Source organism: Actinomadura alba, assembly GCF_014323705.1.
GTDB classification, from domain to species: Bacteria; Actinomycetota; Actinomycetes; order Streptosporangiales; family Streptosporangiaceae; genus Actinomadura_C; species Actinomadura_C alba.
The window spans coordinates 39,602-52,541 of record NZ_JABVEC010000045.1; the positions used below are offsets into that span (position 1 = coordinate 39,602).

The window sequence follows — 12,940 nt, forward strand, 5'->3', positions numbered from 1 at the left end:
CACAAGCGTTTTCTGGGCAAGCTCCCACAAAAGCGCTTTGCTCACGAGGATTGGAGGGATGTCGTGGCGAAACCGTTCCCTGTTACCCGGATTCCGCTCCATGTCACCCGGATCACGCTCCCTGTCACCCGGATTCCGTCGGCGAGGCGTCACTCCAGGCCGAGACTCGCGTAGTCGTAACCGCCGAACATCTGGCTGACGTACACGTTGGTCAGCCGCGAGCCCCGGTAGAGCAGCGACTTGTCGTACACGAGCGGGAGGATGACCGCGCGGTCCATCACCGTGCGGTCCAGTTCGGCGGTGACACCGTCTCGTGCCGTCTGGTCCTTGGTCACGGCCGCCTTGTCCAACAGGCCGTTGATCTCGGTGTCGTCGATCTCGGCCAGGTTGTTGTTGTTGGTGCTCGTGATGCCGTCCCCGTCGATGAGCGGAGGGAAGAAGCCGAGACCGGTGGGATAGTCCGGCCCCCACACCGAGACGATCAACCCCAGGTCGTTGGCGTGGACGAAGGACGGCTTGCCCGCGTGGTCCCGGTAGTAGTCGGTCGCGGGGTACTCCCGGATCCGGGCCTTGATCCCCACCCGGTCGAGCGCGTGGGTCAGCGCCTCGGCGATCATCTTGTCCTTCGGACGGTCCGCCCTCACCGCGATGTTGGTATTGAAGCCATTGGGCTTGCCACAGGCCGTGAGCTCCTCCCTCGCCTTGGCGAGCCCGGCGGGATAGAGGTCGAAGCGCTGGCGTCCCGCGACGACCGGCGGCAGCAGGTTCGTGGCCACCTCGGCGGCCTGCGGACCGCCGAGCGCCGTCTGAATGGTGCTCCGGTCCACGGCGTACTGCACGGCGCGGCGGCAGCGCACGTTGTCGAACGGAGCGACCTTGGTGGACATCGCGACGTAGCGCAGGAATCCGGTCGTCGGGTTGTCGGTATTGCGCTTGAGGCCGGCGTCGCTCAGGGCGCGGGCCCTGGCCGCGTCGACCAGACCCGATCCGGACACGTCCAGATCGGCCTGACCGGCCAGGAGCTGCGAGTCGACCGCGGTCGGGTCGGTCTGCAAGGTCACGTCGATCCGGTCCACCAGCTGCTTACGGACGGCGTCGTCACTCCAGTTGGGATTGCGCACGAGCGTGATCGTCTTGCCCTCGGCATAAGTCTCGAACTTGTACGGACCGGTGGATACGATCTGTTTCTTGTAGTCGGCCCCGGTGTCCTTGGCCTGCGGGACCGGTGCCGTCTGCGGCAGCGCGACGATGTAGTCGAAATCGGCGTACGGCTTGTTCAGATGGAACGTCACCGTCTGGTCGTCGGGTGTCGAGACACCGGTGAACTTCTCGAGGTCCTTGTCCTTGTACGGGCCCGCGTAGTTGCCCCCGGCGAGCAGCTCCTGGAAGTACGCAGGCCCGTTGCCCAACACGTCCTTGGCGAACGTACGAGCGACCGCGTAGCGCACGTCCTTGGCGGTGACCGGTGTGCCGTCTTCGTACTTCAGGCCCGGCCGCAGCCGGTAGGTCCACGTCTTCAGGTCATCGCTCGGCTGACCGGGCCCGCTCGCGAGATCGGCGGTCGGCCGGAGCCCCTCTGTGCCGGGCACGCTCTTGTACGTGAGGAGTGAGCGCGCGTACAGGCGGCTGAAGTTCCATGACGAGGTCTGGTACATGTCGCCGGGGTCGATCGAGTCGAAGTCGACGCTGTGCCGCATTCGCAGCGTCCCGCCCTTGGTCGACGACGGGTTGAGGACCTTGGTCAGCGCGGCGTCGGCGACCGGGGTCGAGGTGGTTCGGTCCACCGGCGGATCATCGGGCCTGGCCAGCTGTACGGCGACCACCACGGCACCGGCCACCAGGGCGACCCCGGCGGCCGCCGCGGCCACCGGCAGCCAGGGCTTGCGCGGCCTGCGCGGGGGCCGGGTGGCTGAGCCGCCCATCGGTCCCCATCCCGGGGGCGGCGCGGGCTGGTGCGGCGGCAGCTGCGCGTTCGGGCGGCCGGGGTCGGTGCCGCGCATGTTCGGGTCCGTGCCCCAGGCCGGCGACTGTGCTGGCTGGTGCTGGGCTGGCTGTGCTGGCTGGTGCTGGGCTGGCTGGTGCTGGGCTGGCTGTGCTGGCTGGTGCTGTACTGACAGGGGCTGGGCCTGCTGGAGTTGGGCTGGCGGGGCCTGGGGCTGCGGTCCGGCCATCGACACGGGCGCGGGCTGCGCGTAGGAGGCCGCCGAGGGCCCGGCGTGCGCGACGGGCGCACCCCATCCGGAGCCCGGGACGGGGCTGTGGGCCACCGAGCCGGTGAGTGCGGCCAGCACCTGCTGGACCGTCGGGCGCTGGGACGGGTGCTTGTAGAGGCAGTACCACACGAGGTCGCGCAGCGGACCCTGGAGATCCCCGATGAACGGGTCGGTGTTGAGGATCCGGTGCATCACCACGGGGATCGAGTCCTGGCCGAACGGCGGCGCGCCGGTCGCCGCGAAGACCATCGTCGCGCCCCAGGCGAAGACGTCGACGGCCGGTGTGATCTGCTGCCCGGTCAGTTGCTCTGGTGCCATGTACGCGGGCGTGCCCACGATGCCGCTGGAGACCGAGATCGTCGAGTCAAGGGCTCTCGCGATGCCGAAGTCGATGACCCGGGGCCGGTCCGCGTTGAGCAGTACATTGCTCGGCTTGAAGTCCCGGTGCACCACGTTGGCCTGGTGAATGGCGATGAGCGCGTTCAACGTGCCGATCGCGACCCGTTGCAGCTCGGGGCCGGACAGCGGGCCGTCCGAGCGTACGGTGTCGGAGAGCGGTTGCCCTTCGACGTACTCGCTGACGATGTAGGGCGTCCGGCCCTCCATGTCGGCCTCGAAGATGCGCGCCGTGAATGAGGGCTCGATCCGCTGCGCGGCGGCCACTTCCTTCGCGAAGTAGCGACGCGCGCGGGCGTCACTGCTCAGATGGGTACGCAGCAGCTTGATCGCATAGAACGGCCCGGTGGTCTCGTCTCCGTCCCCGCCCGGGCCTGCGTCGTCGCCGTCATGCACCGTACCGGCGCCGGAGCCGTCCTCGCCGGGCTCGTTCCCGCCTGGCTCGTTTCCCCTGGCCCCGTTCCCACTGGCCTCGTTCCCACTGGCCTCGTTCTCACTGGCCGCGGGGCCCTCGGAGCCGCTCTTGTCGGCCACACCGAGGTAGACGATGCCCTGGCCGCCCTCGCCGAGCAGGCCGATCAGCCGGTAGCCGCCCAGTCGCTCCGGATCACCCGGCCGTAGGGGACGGGAATCCGGCATGGGTGCCTCCAGGGGGCCGATGGGGGGAATGGCGCCCCCATTCTCCACCCCAATGTCGGCGATCGCCACGCCGGCCGGTCCTCTGCGTCAGGAGAACCGACCGGTTCATCGAGCCCGACCGCCGTCGGGGCTATTCAGCCGCCGCTCTTGCGGCGGAACTGACGTCGGCTTTTCGCCGGCCCGTGCGTATGGGAGACGCCACTGGAATTCTTTCCCTGCCCGCCCGCTCTCTCGGCCGACTGCTGACCGCGTTTGCGCTCGAGCGCCTCACGGAACCTCCGCTTCGCCTCGTCGTCGGGATTCGTCGGTTCCGACTCTTCAGAAGCCATTCCAACCTCCTGCTCTCTAGTACACACCTTGACACGCTTCGTTCAGCCGGGCGAATGCGCCGCCGCGGCCCCGGGTCCCCGACGTCGTCAGGAGTGCCCGCGGATCGGGTGCGGCCGGTACGGCGCCTCCAGCCGGGCGACCTCGTCGTCGGTCAGCGTCACGTCCACGGCGGCGACCGCGTCCTCCAGATGCCGTTCCTTGGTCGCGCCCACGACCGGAGCCGTCACTCCCGGCTTCGCCAGCAGCCAGGCCAATGCGATCTGCGCCGGTGGCAGGCCGCGTTCGGCGGCGACCTCGCGTACGACCTCGACGACATCGAAATCGTCGTCGACGTACAACGTCTCGGCGAACCGGTCGCTGCCGCCGCGGGCCGTGTCCCGCTGGGAGCCGCGCTCCTGGTTCCCGGCCAGGAGGCCGCGCGCCAGCGGGCTCCACGGAATGACACCCACACCCTGGTCGAGACAGAGCGGCATCATCTCCCGCTCCTCCTCCCGGTACACCAGGTTGTAGTGGTTCTGCATGGACACGAACCGCGTCCATCCGTTCGCCAGAGCGGCATCCTGCATCTTCGCGAACTGCCAGGCGTACATGCTCGACGCACCGATGTACCGCGCCTTGCCGGCCCGCACCACATCGTGCAACGCCTCCATCGTCTCCTCCACCGGCGTCTCCGGATCGAAGCGATGAATCTGATAAAGATCCACATAGTCGGTGCCCAACCGGGTCAGCGAGGCGTCGATCCCGGCCAGCACATGTTTGCGGGACAGACCATGCTCGTTCGGCCCCGGACCCATCGGGAAGTAGACCTTCGTGGCGAGCACGTAGTCGTCACGGCGGGGGAAGAGACGCCCGAGCAGCCGGCCCGTGATCTCCTCACTCACCCCTGTGGAGTACATGTCCGCTGTGTCGAAGAAGGTCACCCCTGCATCGACCGCCCGCCGCACGATCGGCTCGGCCGCGTCCTCCTCGAGAGCCCATGCCCGTTTGGCCGGATCGCCGTAGCTCATCATCCCCAGGCAGATCCGCGAGACCTTCAGCCCTGACTCGCCGAGCCTCGTATGAATCATGTCGTCTCCCTCTCAGTAGAAGGCCGCAGCAGGCCGCTGAGGACCGCACACCTGGCAACCGACACAAAGCCCAATAATCTCCCCGAACCGTAGGCGGCCGCGCCAGAGGGTCGTACCCGACCGCGGTGACGGGCGACCTGGCGAGGGACAAGAGCCGGATCAGGCGACCAGGCGCCGGACCAGGTCACGGTAGTCGTCCTTCATGGGCAGCTCACGTTCGACATGGACGCGCCGGCGCGCGGCGGTGACATCGACACCGCGGATCGGATCATGGCCCGTCTTGTCATAGGTCTCCCACCACAGCCCGACGCCGCGCCGCTGCCACGCGGGCAGCTCGTTGAAGTTGATGTCACGGGCGAAGAGCAGTTCGTTCTTGGCCGAGACCGTGGCACCCCGCAGAACCTCGGTGGCCTGCCGCGGGGTGTGCCCCTCGTTACGGAGGGTCCAGTAGCACCAGCCGTTGAGGGCACACCGGGAGGCGTCGGCCTGCCGCCAGGACAGGTAGTCGACCACATCATCGACGCCGGTGCCCACCCAGATCCGGCCGTCGAAACAGGCGGGTTCGCCCGCGGCGTGGGTGAACGCGGCCGTGGCGATGCTCGCCGACAGCGACACGAGCTTTTCCACCTCACGCCCGAACAGGTCGAATTCCGGGCCGAGGACGACGGAGATCTCGTCGCTCTCCGTATAGGCATAGCCGCCGCCGAGTTCGGTGAGCAGCGCTTGGGCGGCCTCGACCATCAGGGCGGAGAAGCGCGGGTCGAAGGGCTTGTCGAAACGCTTCTCGGTGAACCGGGAGAAACCCCGCCCGTCGACCCGCACGATGGTCCACGCCCCCGGCAGCACGACGAGGGAATGAAACCATTCGCGCTCGCGCATCCGCGTCTCAAGACTCTTGCCACGCACCAGCGTCTCCTTCAGCCCGTCCCGCCCGCTTGCCCGCCCCGCCCGCTTGCCCGTCGCGGCGAGTGGGCTCGCCGGGCCGGGCCACCCTCATCCGTGCCGTTCGGCGTCCTCCTGCCGGTCACCGGCCTCGTTCATGGCCGTGACGTCGAAGCCACCCGCGCCGTCGAACCGTACGACCCGCAGCTCATCGAACCCGTCCGAGCGCCGAGGACGGCGCAGACGGTTCACTGTGGCAAAGATCCCGACGTCGGGCACCCGGGTTTTCGGGGGGCGGGCGGCATTGCGCCGCACCGAGCCGGGCACGTCGGGTGGGAACCAGTACCCGGTCACCCTCGCCCCGTGTTCGCGCGCCATCGCGATGAGCGGGTCCCATTCCTCCGGTGATGGGTTGGTGTTGTCCACCGCGACGTTCCGCCTCGCTGTGAGCGCCTCATCGATCAGGCGCATCTGGCGCCGCTGACGGTGTCGCTTGCCGAGTTCGTCCTTACTGACGTGTACGTGAGTGCCGGCCAGCCGATCACGGAAGAACGTCGATTTCCCGGATCCCTGCAACCCGATGAGGATCGCGACCTCGGGCACGCCCGCATCCGCACCGGACCGTTCGCTCATGTCGCCTCCGAATTCTTTCGCTCGGGGCGGCTCGCTGATCGTCGCGGCTTCGGCGGCGAGCGTCGCTTCCTGGCTTCCATTGCGGTCAATCCACTGTCCCACTCAATTGTCCCGCTCAATTGTCCCGCTCAACTGTGCCGCTGAACTGTCGCGCTGAACTGTCGCGCTCGACGCCGGGCCCGGCGGCAGGTCACGTCGCCGCAGATGACGGCCTCCGGTCCGGGCACCATCACCTGCTGCGCAGCCGGAGAACGAGCGGCCGGAAAACAACTGGCATGGCCGGCAGGAGCCGACCTATCGTCGGCCCGATCCCGAGACGAGGAGGCTGTCATGTACCGCGACGACGAGGTGCCGTTTTGAGCGGACCAGCAAGCGCCGCAGGGGGTTCCCTCTAGCGAGACCCGGGTCAAGCGAGGCGACCGCATCGTGGGCGGCGAGATCGTGGGCGGCCAGAAGGAACTGATCGAGAAGCTGGGCGGCAAGGACCCGTGCCCGTGCGGCTCCGGGCGGCGGTTTCCAGCGCTGCTGCCGGTCGACCGGCCGCTACGACGGAGTCCTGGCCGACCACTACGTACGGCGGCGTGAGTTCTGATGGGGACGGCCGGAAGCCGGCACCGGCGGCGGCTTCCGGCGCGGTCCTCATCGCAACGCGGGATCGGGATCCGGATCTCAACGCGGGATCCGGATGGTCAACGCGGACCTCAATGCGGGATCGGGCGCGCAGGGCGCGGTGTGACCTCCTCGCGGAACTCCTCGATGATCGAGCTGATCTGCCTCATCTGAACAGTGCGCTCGATCCGGTCCAGATAGAGGGATCGCCGCGCGAGACCGTCGACCGTCACGGCGAAGTACAGGGCCATGAGCGGATTCACGAACAGTTCGCTGTTGCGAGTGCGCACGGTGAATCGTACGTCCCCGAAATCGCCGCGCACGGCGGCGGCGATCGAGCCGTTCACGATGCTCGGGTGGTCGGGGGTGTTCGCCTGCGCGTGCGCGACGGCGTCGAGGTAGAGGGCTCCCTCGCGGCTGGCGCGCGACACCGAGAACGCACCGAGATAGGAGCCGTCGCGTTCGAGGGCCGCCAGGTTCTCCAGTACATGGGCGTGGCTGATGCCGTGGTAGGCGTCGACCCCGAACCCCAGGCAGGCGACGATCCGCTCGGGTACATCCAGACCTCGGACCGCGGCCAGGCTGGCCATGTCCTCCTCGGGCGTGCCGAGACCGGACTCGTCGCCGCGCATGAGGATGTCGGTGCCGCCGTCGACGAGCACCACGGCGTCGATGTCGAGCCTTTCGATCAGAGTGCGGTAGGCGGCGCGCAGCGGCCGTACGCCCACCTTGGGGAAGGCGTACACAGTGGCGGGCAGGTGATGCGCCGCCAGCCAGCGGGCGAGGGTGCGCTCGGGGAAGTACCGCTCCGGACCCGCCGTCTCGGGCCCGATCGCGGCGACGTCCTGGTCGAGCCAGACGTCGGCGTCCAAGCCGTACAGCGCGGTGAAGGACAGGTTGGCGAGATGGACCGTCCGGCCCGCGTCCGACAGCGCCAACGCGAGCGGCAGCCCCGCGTAGACGTCGAAGCCGCCGCCCGCGCCGGCCACCAGGACCCGCTTGGCCTTCCGCAAGCGCGTGAAGAGCGCGGGCTCCTGCAGAGAGAACATCCCGGGAAGCTACCAATCGAAAGATCGTGAAACTATCGCTTTTCGCAGGCCCTCCCCCGCTGTGAGCCGCGCCGCCCATGCTGCCGGTACGGCGAGTCCAGCGCGCGAACGGATCAGTCGTCGAAGTCGGTGTCGCGGCTGACGGGCTCCCAAGCCAGCGCCTCCTCACGTGTGGCGTCGAGATGGGCGAGGATCGCGTCCGCCGAGTCGTTGCCCAGAGGCAGCCGCAGCGGGGTCTCCTTCGCGTCCAGCGCGGCGAGGATGGCCGCGGCCGCCTTCACCGGGTCGCCGGGCTGCTTGCCGTCGGTGCTCGGCAGTGCGGTGCGCACCGGCCCGACGGTCTCCTCGTACGCGGGGATGGCGGCCGACTGCAGCAGGGCGCCGGCACCCGCGAACGAGGTGCGGAACGCTCCGGGCTCGACGATCAGCACCTTGATGCCGAACGGGGCGACCTCGTGCGACAGAGCCTCGGTCAGGCCCTCCAGAGCGAACTTCGTCGCCGAGTAGCCGCCGACGCCGGCGAACGAGAACCGGCCTCCCATGCTGCTCATCTGCACGATGGCGCCCGAGCCCCGGCTGCGCATGTGCGGCAGTACCGCCCGGGTCAGCGCGGCGGGGCCGAAGAAGTGCAGCTCCATCAGCTCCCGCAGCTGACGGTCGGTGATCTCCTCGACCGCGCCGACCAGACCCCGGCCGGCGTTGTTGACCAGCACGTCGATCCGCCCGTACCAGAGCATCACCTCGGCCACGACCGCGGCGACGCGGGCCGGGTCGGTCACATCCAGGGCGACGGGCACCACCCGATCGGGATGCGCGGCGACGAGGCGGTCGAGCGCCTCGATCGAGCGGGCCGCCGCCACGACCGTGTCACCGGTGGCGAGCGCCGCCTCTGCGATCGCCTGGCCGAAACCCGAGGACGCGCCGGTGATCAGCCAGACACGACCGGCGGCGTCGCGGGCCGGGGAACGTTCAGTGCTCATCGTCATATCCACCACTCTGGTCATCGCCACGGACTCGGTCTTTCACGAAAATCTCGTCTTCCACGAACTTGGCCGTCTTCACGACGTCGGCTCGACGCTCCCCGTTATCGCAGCCACCGGATCCGGCCGTCCAAGACAGAGGACCACTCACTCCATAAAGAGGACTTATCGTCGGTGCATGGAGCTGCGCCAACTGCGGTATCTCGTCGTGATCGCCGACGAGGGGAACCTGGGCCGGGCCGCGAACCTGCTGTACGTAAGTCAGCCCGCCCTCTCGTACGCCCTCAAGAACCTGGAGGCGGAACTCGGAGTGCGGCTGTTCGATCGGCACGCGGGAGGTGTGACGGCCACCGTCGCCGGGCGCGACATTGTGGCCGAGGCGCGCCGCACGCTGCGCCAGGCCGACCTGGTGACGGCCGCGGCCGAACGGCACCGGCGCGGCGAGACCGGAGTGCTGCGGGTCGGCTTCGCGGCGAGCGGCGCCGGCGAGCTCACCACGCGGGCTCGCGCTGAGTTCTCCCGCCGACACCCCGGCGTACGCGTGCAGCCCAAGCGCTTCGACTGGGGCGAGGAGGCGGCGGGGCTGCGCGACGGCCGCGTCGACGTCGCCTTCGTCTGGCTGCCCAACGACCTCACCGGTCTGCACGCCGAGGTCGTGCACACCGAACCCAGGATCGTCGGTCTGCCGACCGGCCACCTGCTCGCCCATCGCGACGGCATCTCCGTGCTCGAGGTCAACGACGAACCCCTCATGTGGACCGAGCGGGCGCCGCGCGAGTGGGTCGACTGGTGGGCGGTGAACCCCAGGCCGGACGGGTCGAGCCCACGCTGGGGACCGACCAACGACAATGTCGAGGAGATGCTCGAGCAGGTGGCCGGAGGCGCCGCCATCTGCTTCGTCCCCTGGAGCATGGCCCGGTACTACGCCCGTCCCGATCTCTCCTGGGTCCCGCTCACCGATGTCGAACCGCTGCGCGTCGCCCTCGCATGGCCGAGCAGCGCGGACAACGCGCTCGTGCGACACTTCGCCGACGTCGTCCGCGAACTGGCCTCGGCCGAAGAAGCACGGGATTCTTCCTCGCCCCGGGAACAAAGACCCCCGCTCCGGTAGTTGGGATCTCCGTGGCCGGTGTGCCAGTGTCCCCCGGGCTCATACACCGCCTTCGCGGAATACCGTTCGGCTGGAGCCGCGTTGAGCTTTTCGCCGAGAGGCGACCTGCACACCGGTTCGCAAACGTTCTAGGGGCCCGCACGCGATGCGTGCGGGCCCCTAGTGCCGCATCAAGGAACGTTTGCCCTGTTCGATGACGCGCCGTCTGGGTGCTGGCCCGGACGGTGTGTCGCGGCCAGTCTGTGCGGGTGGCTGAACGGGTTCGGGTGCGTGAGATCGACGAGGACGAGGGCGGCCGGCTGTTGCGGATCATCCGCAGGGGCACGGGTTCGGTGGTGACCTGGCGGCGGGCGCAGATGGTGTTGCTGTCCGCCCAGGGCATGAGCGTGAGCAAGATCGCTGAGGTGACCTTCACCAGCAGCGACCGGGTCCGGGACGTGATCCATAACTTCAACGCCGACGGCTTCGGCTCCCTGTACCCCAAGTACTCCGGTGGGCGGCCGAAGACGTTCACCCTGGCGGAGCGCCGGGAGATCAAGAAGATCGCCAAATCGAAGCCGGCCGAGCACGGCCTGCCGTTTTCGACCTGGAGCCTGGCCAAGCTGGCCGACTTCCTGGTCGCCGAGGGGGTGGTCGACGACATCAGCCACGAGGGCCTGCGCATTCTGCTCCGCGAGGAAGGCGTCACCTTTCAACGTGTGAAGACCTGGAAGACCTCCCGCGACCCGGACTATGAGGCCAAGAAGGCGCGCGTGGAGCACTTGTACGCGATCGCCGACCGGCAGGTCATCCCCGACGGCGGCGAACCGCAGGTGGTGTTCTGCCTGGATGAGTTCGGGCCGCTCAACCTCCAGCCCCACCCGGGCCGCCAATGGGCCGAACGCGGCGGCGGGCACAAAGACCCCGACCGTGAGCCCAGGCCCCGGCGGCGGGCGACCTACACCCGCCCGCACGGGGTCCGGCACCTGTTCGCGGCCTATGACCTGGGCACCGACAAGCTCTACGGGCACATCAAGAAGACCAAGAATCGTTCGAAGTTCCTGGAGTTCTGCCGCTACCTGCGCAGCCTCCACCCGGCCGAAGTCCGCATCGCCATCATCTGCGATAACTACTCCCCGCACCTGACCACCAAGCGGTGCCGCCGGGTGGCGGACTGGGCCGAGGCCAACAACGTCGAGATCGCCTACACCCCGACCAACTCCTCCTGGCTCAACCGGATCGAGGCCCAGTTCACCGCCCTGCGCTACTTCACCCTCGACGGCACCGACCATCCCAGCCACAAAGAACAGAGCAGCATGATCCGCCGCTACATCATCTGGCGGAACAAACACGCAACCGACGAACGCCTACGCGCCATCGTCAACAAGGCGAACGTTGCCTGATGCGGCACTAGTACGGCAGCCGCCAATTGCTAGCTGACCAGGGCATTTCCTCGGTTTAGGCGGGTGCGCTGGTGGAACCAGCGCGAGCGTGCCTGGTGGCGGCGTCGCCAGTTCAGCCAGTGTGCGGCGTGGCCGGGCGGGTAGGCGCGTTGGAGGGCGGCGGCGAGCAGGCGCTTGATTTCCGGGACGGTCAGTGGGATCAGCCCAGGGTCGTTGGGCGGGGCCTGGTTGGGGTTGACAGGCGGCGGGGCCTGGGTGTCGGTTTGGTCTTTGAGCTGGGCGGCGGTGATGGCGCAGATGGCAAGGGTGGCCATGACCAGCACGATGTGGCGGAGGATTGCGGTGTAGAGCCGTGCCTGGCACTCATCCAGGCCGAAGCAGTCCTTGCCGAACTCGAAATCCTCCTCGATGGGCCATCTCAGCCCGGCGGCCCGGATCAGCCTGGTCTTGGTCAAAAGCCGGCCTTCGGGCACGTAGCAGTAGTGGAAGGCCAGCTCGCCGGTTTTGAGGTGGCGGCGGATGAGCAGGTGATGACGTGGTGAGGCGGTGGCGATCCACGCCCAGGCGTACCACCGCTCGCCCTTGGAGCCCTTGCCGGCGGAGCGGACCTCCCAGCGCCGTTTGTTCTTGGTCAGCTGCTTTACTGCCTGCGCGCAGGTCAGCTTTGTCCCCGCGGCCGGCGTGAGCGTGAAACTGGAGGCGACCCGCAGCACGTAAGCCTGGCTGTTGTCTTCGAGGAACTCGCGCAGTTGGGTGCAGCTGCCGTACACCTCATCACCGCAGATGAAGTCGAACCTCAGGCCGTCGGCGTAGGCGTCCACGCAGATGTCGATGGCCAGCTGGCCCTTGGTGCGGAACTCCAGGTCCAGCGGCAGGCCCATGACCAGGGACGTCACCGGATCGGTGATGTGCTCTTGCGGTATCCACTGCCGCGCGCCGGCCAGCGCGTGCCCGGTCCTGCCTCGGACATAGGACAAGTGCACCGTGTTGATGCCGTTCGCGACACGGCCCGCGCACCCCATGTACTGGCGTTTCACCCCGGCCGTGGCCTCGCCCTGTTTTCCTGCCCGGTCTCGTCGATCGCCCCGATCACCAGGCCACCGCGCCGTCGGCGCCGCGCGGCCGCATCCAGGCCTTCCGCCGCGAACCGCCGTATCTCGCTCATCGCGGCGGACTCATCCCAGGCCGCTCGGTTCAGCAACCGCTGCGTCCGGTCCGGCGACCTGTCTCCGGCATGCTCGGCGATCGTCCACCCGTTCCGCTTCGGCAGCTCGCTGACCAGGGCCGACACGTACTTCCCCGCCTGCTGCCAGGTCCCGGTCCGGGCAAAGCACGACTTCAGCCGCTCCAGCAGCTCGATCTGTTTCCGGCGGGCCAGCCCCGCCCCTATCCTGGCAGCAGCAGCCGCCTTCGATTCTGTTGTCTTCACAAACACATGATCGTCAGGCGGCTGCGCCCATGAACGCGGACTCTCCCACTGCATCCCGCCAGGTCAAACCAACAATGGCGGCTGCCGTACTAGAACGTCATGCCCCTAGAAGAGCGATGTCCGCACGCGCAAGGAGATGTTCGGACGCTCAAGGGGCGGGCGGGCCGTCCCCGTACGCCAGCCCCTCGTACTCCACCCCTCGGTCCGCGCCGCGGAGCCC

10 protein-coding genes and 1 pseudogene are annotated in these 12,940 nt (G+C 68.4%); 3 read left to right on the forward strand and 8 right to left on the reverse strand.

Features of this window, described 5'->3' with window-relative positions; all coding sequences use genetic code 11:
- Positions 1-149: 149 nt before the first annotated feature.
- The 5 genes from HKK74_RS34925 to HKK74_RS34945 form a co-directional block, all read right to left on the reverse strand.
- The gene (locus tag HKK74_RS34925) at positions 150-3,248 is read right to left on the reverse strand and encodes an ABC transporter substrate-binding protein (protein ID WP_187247693.1); all 3,099 of its coding nucleotides are present in this window, start codon (positions 3,246-3,248) and stop codon (positions 150-152) included.
- Positions 3,249-3,382: 134 nt separating this feature from the next.
- Positions 3,383-3,577, reverse strand: a complete 195-nt coding sequence (locus HKK74_RS34930) for a DUF5302 domain-containing protein (protein WP_187247694.1) — start codon at positions 3,575-3,577, stop codon at positions 3,383-3,385.
- 87 nt (positions 3,578-3,664) lie between these two features.
- Positions 3,665-4,645 (reverse strand): aldo/keto reductase, encoded by a 981-nt coding sequence (locus HKK74_RS34935; protein ID WP_187247695.1) that lies wholly within the window; start codon positions 4,643-4,645, stop codon positions 3,665-3,667.
- Positions 4,646-4,804: 159 nt separating this feature from the next.
- Entirely contained in the window at positions 4,805-5,551 is a 747-nt protein-coding gene (locus tag HKK74_RS34940; RefSeq protein WP_222723112.1) for a tRNA(His) guanylyltransferase Thg1 family protein, read from the reverse strand.
- Positions 5,552-5,638: 87 nt separating this feature from the next.
- On the reverse strand, positions 5,639-6,160 hold the full coding sequence (locus HKK74_RS34945) for an ATP-binding protein (RefSeq protein ID WP_187247696.1): 522 nt from the start codon (positions 6,158-6,160) through the stop codon (positions 5,639-5,641).
- A 426-nt stretch (positions 6,161-6,586) separates the two neighbouring features.
- Here HKK74_RS34945 and HKK74_RS34950 point away from each other — a divergent pair, with 426 nt between their 5' ends.
- On the forward strand, positions 6,587-6,745 hold the full coding sequence (locus HKK74_RS34950; RefSeq protein WP_222723113.1) for an SEC-C metal-binding domain-containing protein: 159 nt from the start codon (positions 6,587-6,589) through the stop codon (positions 6,743-6,745).
- 116 nt (positions 6,746-6,861) lie between these two features.
- On the opposite strand, the gene HKK74_RS34955 is transcribed toward HKK74_RS34950, so the two are convergent.
- Together HKK74_RS34955 and HKK74_RS34960 are read right to left on the reverse strand one after the other, a co-directional pair.
- The gene (locus HKK74_RS34955; RefSeq protein WP_187247697.1) at positions 6,862-7,818 is read right to left on the reverse strand and encodes a DUF1152 domain-containing protein; all 957 of its coding nucleotides are present in this window, start codon (positions 7,816-7,818) and stop codon (positions 6,862-6,864) included.
- Between the two features lie 113 nt (positions 7,819-7,931).
- Complete coding sequence (locus HKK74_RS34960; RefSeq protein ID WP_187247698.1) at positions 7,932-8,798, reverse strand: oxidoreductase; 867 nt, start codon at positions 8,796-8,798, stop codon at positions 7,932-7,934.
- Between the two features lie 178 nt (positions 8,799-8,976).
- Between HKK74_RS34960 and HKK74_RS34965 the strand changes: the two genes are divergently transcribed.
- Positions 8,977-9,909 carry a LysR family transcriptional regulator gene (locus tag HKK74_RS34965; RefSeq protein WP_187247699.1) on the forward strand — a complete coding sequence of 311 codons (933 nt, stop codon included), beginning with the start codon at positions 8,977-8,979 and terminating at the stop codon, positions 9,907-9,909.
- 248 nt (positions 9,910-10,157) lie between these two features.
- On the forward strand, positions 10,158-11,291 hold the full coding sequence (locus HKK74_RS34970; RefSeq protein ID WP_187247700.1) for an IS630 family transposase: 1,134 nt from the start codon (positions 10,158-10,160) through the stop codon (positions 11,289-11,291).
- A gap of 29 nt (positions 11,292-11,320) precedes the next feature.
- On the opposite strand, the pseudogene HKK74_RS34975 reads toward HKK74_RS34970, so the two are convergent.
- Positions 11,321-12,720, reverse strand: a pseudogene (locus tag HKK74_RS34975) (IS701 family transposase).
- Positions 12,721-12,940 lie beyond the last annotated feature (220 nt).

Bases quoted from the DNA above. Each gene is read 5' to 3' on its own strand.
- HKK74_RS34925 (WP_187247693.1), bottom strand. From the start codon at position 3,248: ATGCCGGATTCCCGTCCCCTACGGCCGGGTGATCCGGAGCGACTGGGC.
- HKK74_RS34930 (WP_187247694.1), bottom strand. From the start codon at position 3,577: ATGGCTTCTGAAGAGTCGGAACCGACGAATCCCGACGACGAGGCGAAG.
- HKK74_RS34935 (WP_187247695.1), bottom strand. From the start codon at position 4,645: ATGATTCATACGAGGCTCGGCGAGTCAGGGCTGAAGGTCTCGCGGATC.
- HKK74_RS34945 (WP_187247696.1), bottom strand. From the start codon at position 6,160: ATGAGCGAACGGTCCGGTGCGGATGCGGGCGTGCCCGAGGTCGCGATC.
- HKK74_RS34955 (WP_187247697.1), bottom strand. From the start codon at position 7,818: ATGTTCTCTCTGCAGGAGCCCGCGCTCTTCACGCGCTTGCGGAAGGCC.
- HKK74_RS34960 (WP_187247698.1), bottom strand. From the start codon at position 8,798: ATGAGCACTGAACGTTCCCCGGCCCGCGACGCCGCCGGTCGTGTCTGG.
- HKK74_RS34965 (WP_187247699.1), top strand. From the start codon at position 8,977: ATGGAGCTGCGCCAACTGCGGTATCTCGTCGTGATCGCCGACGAGGGG.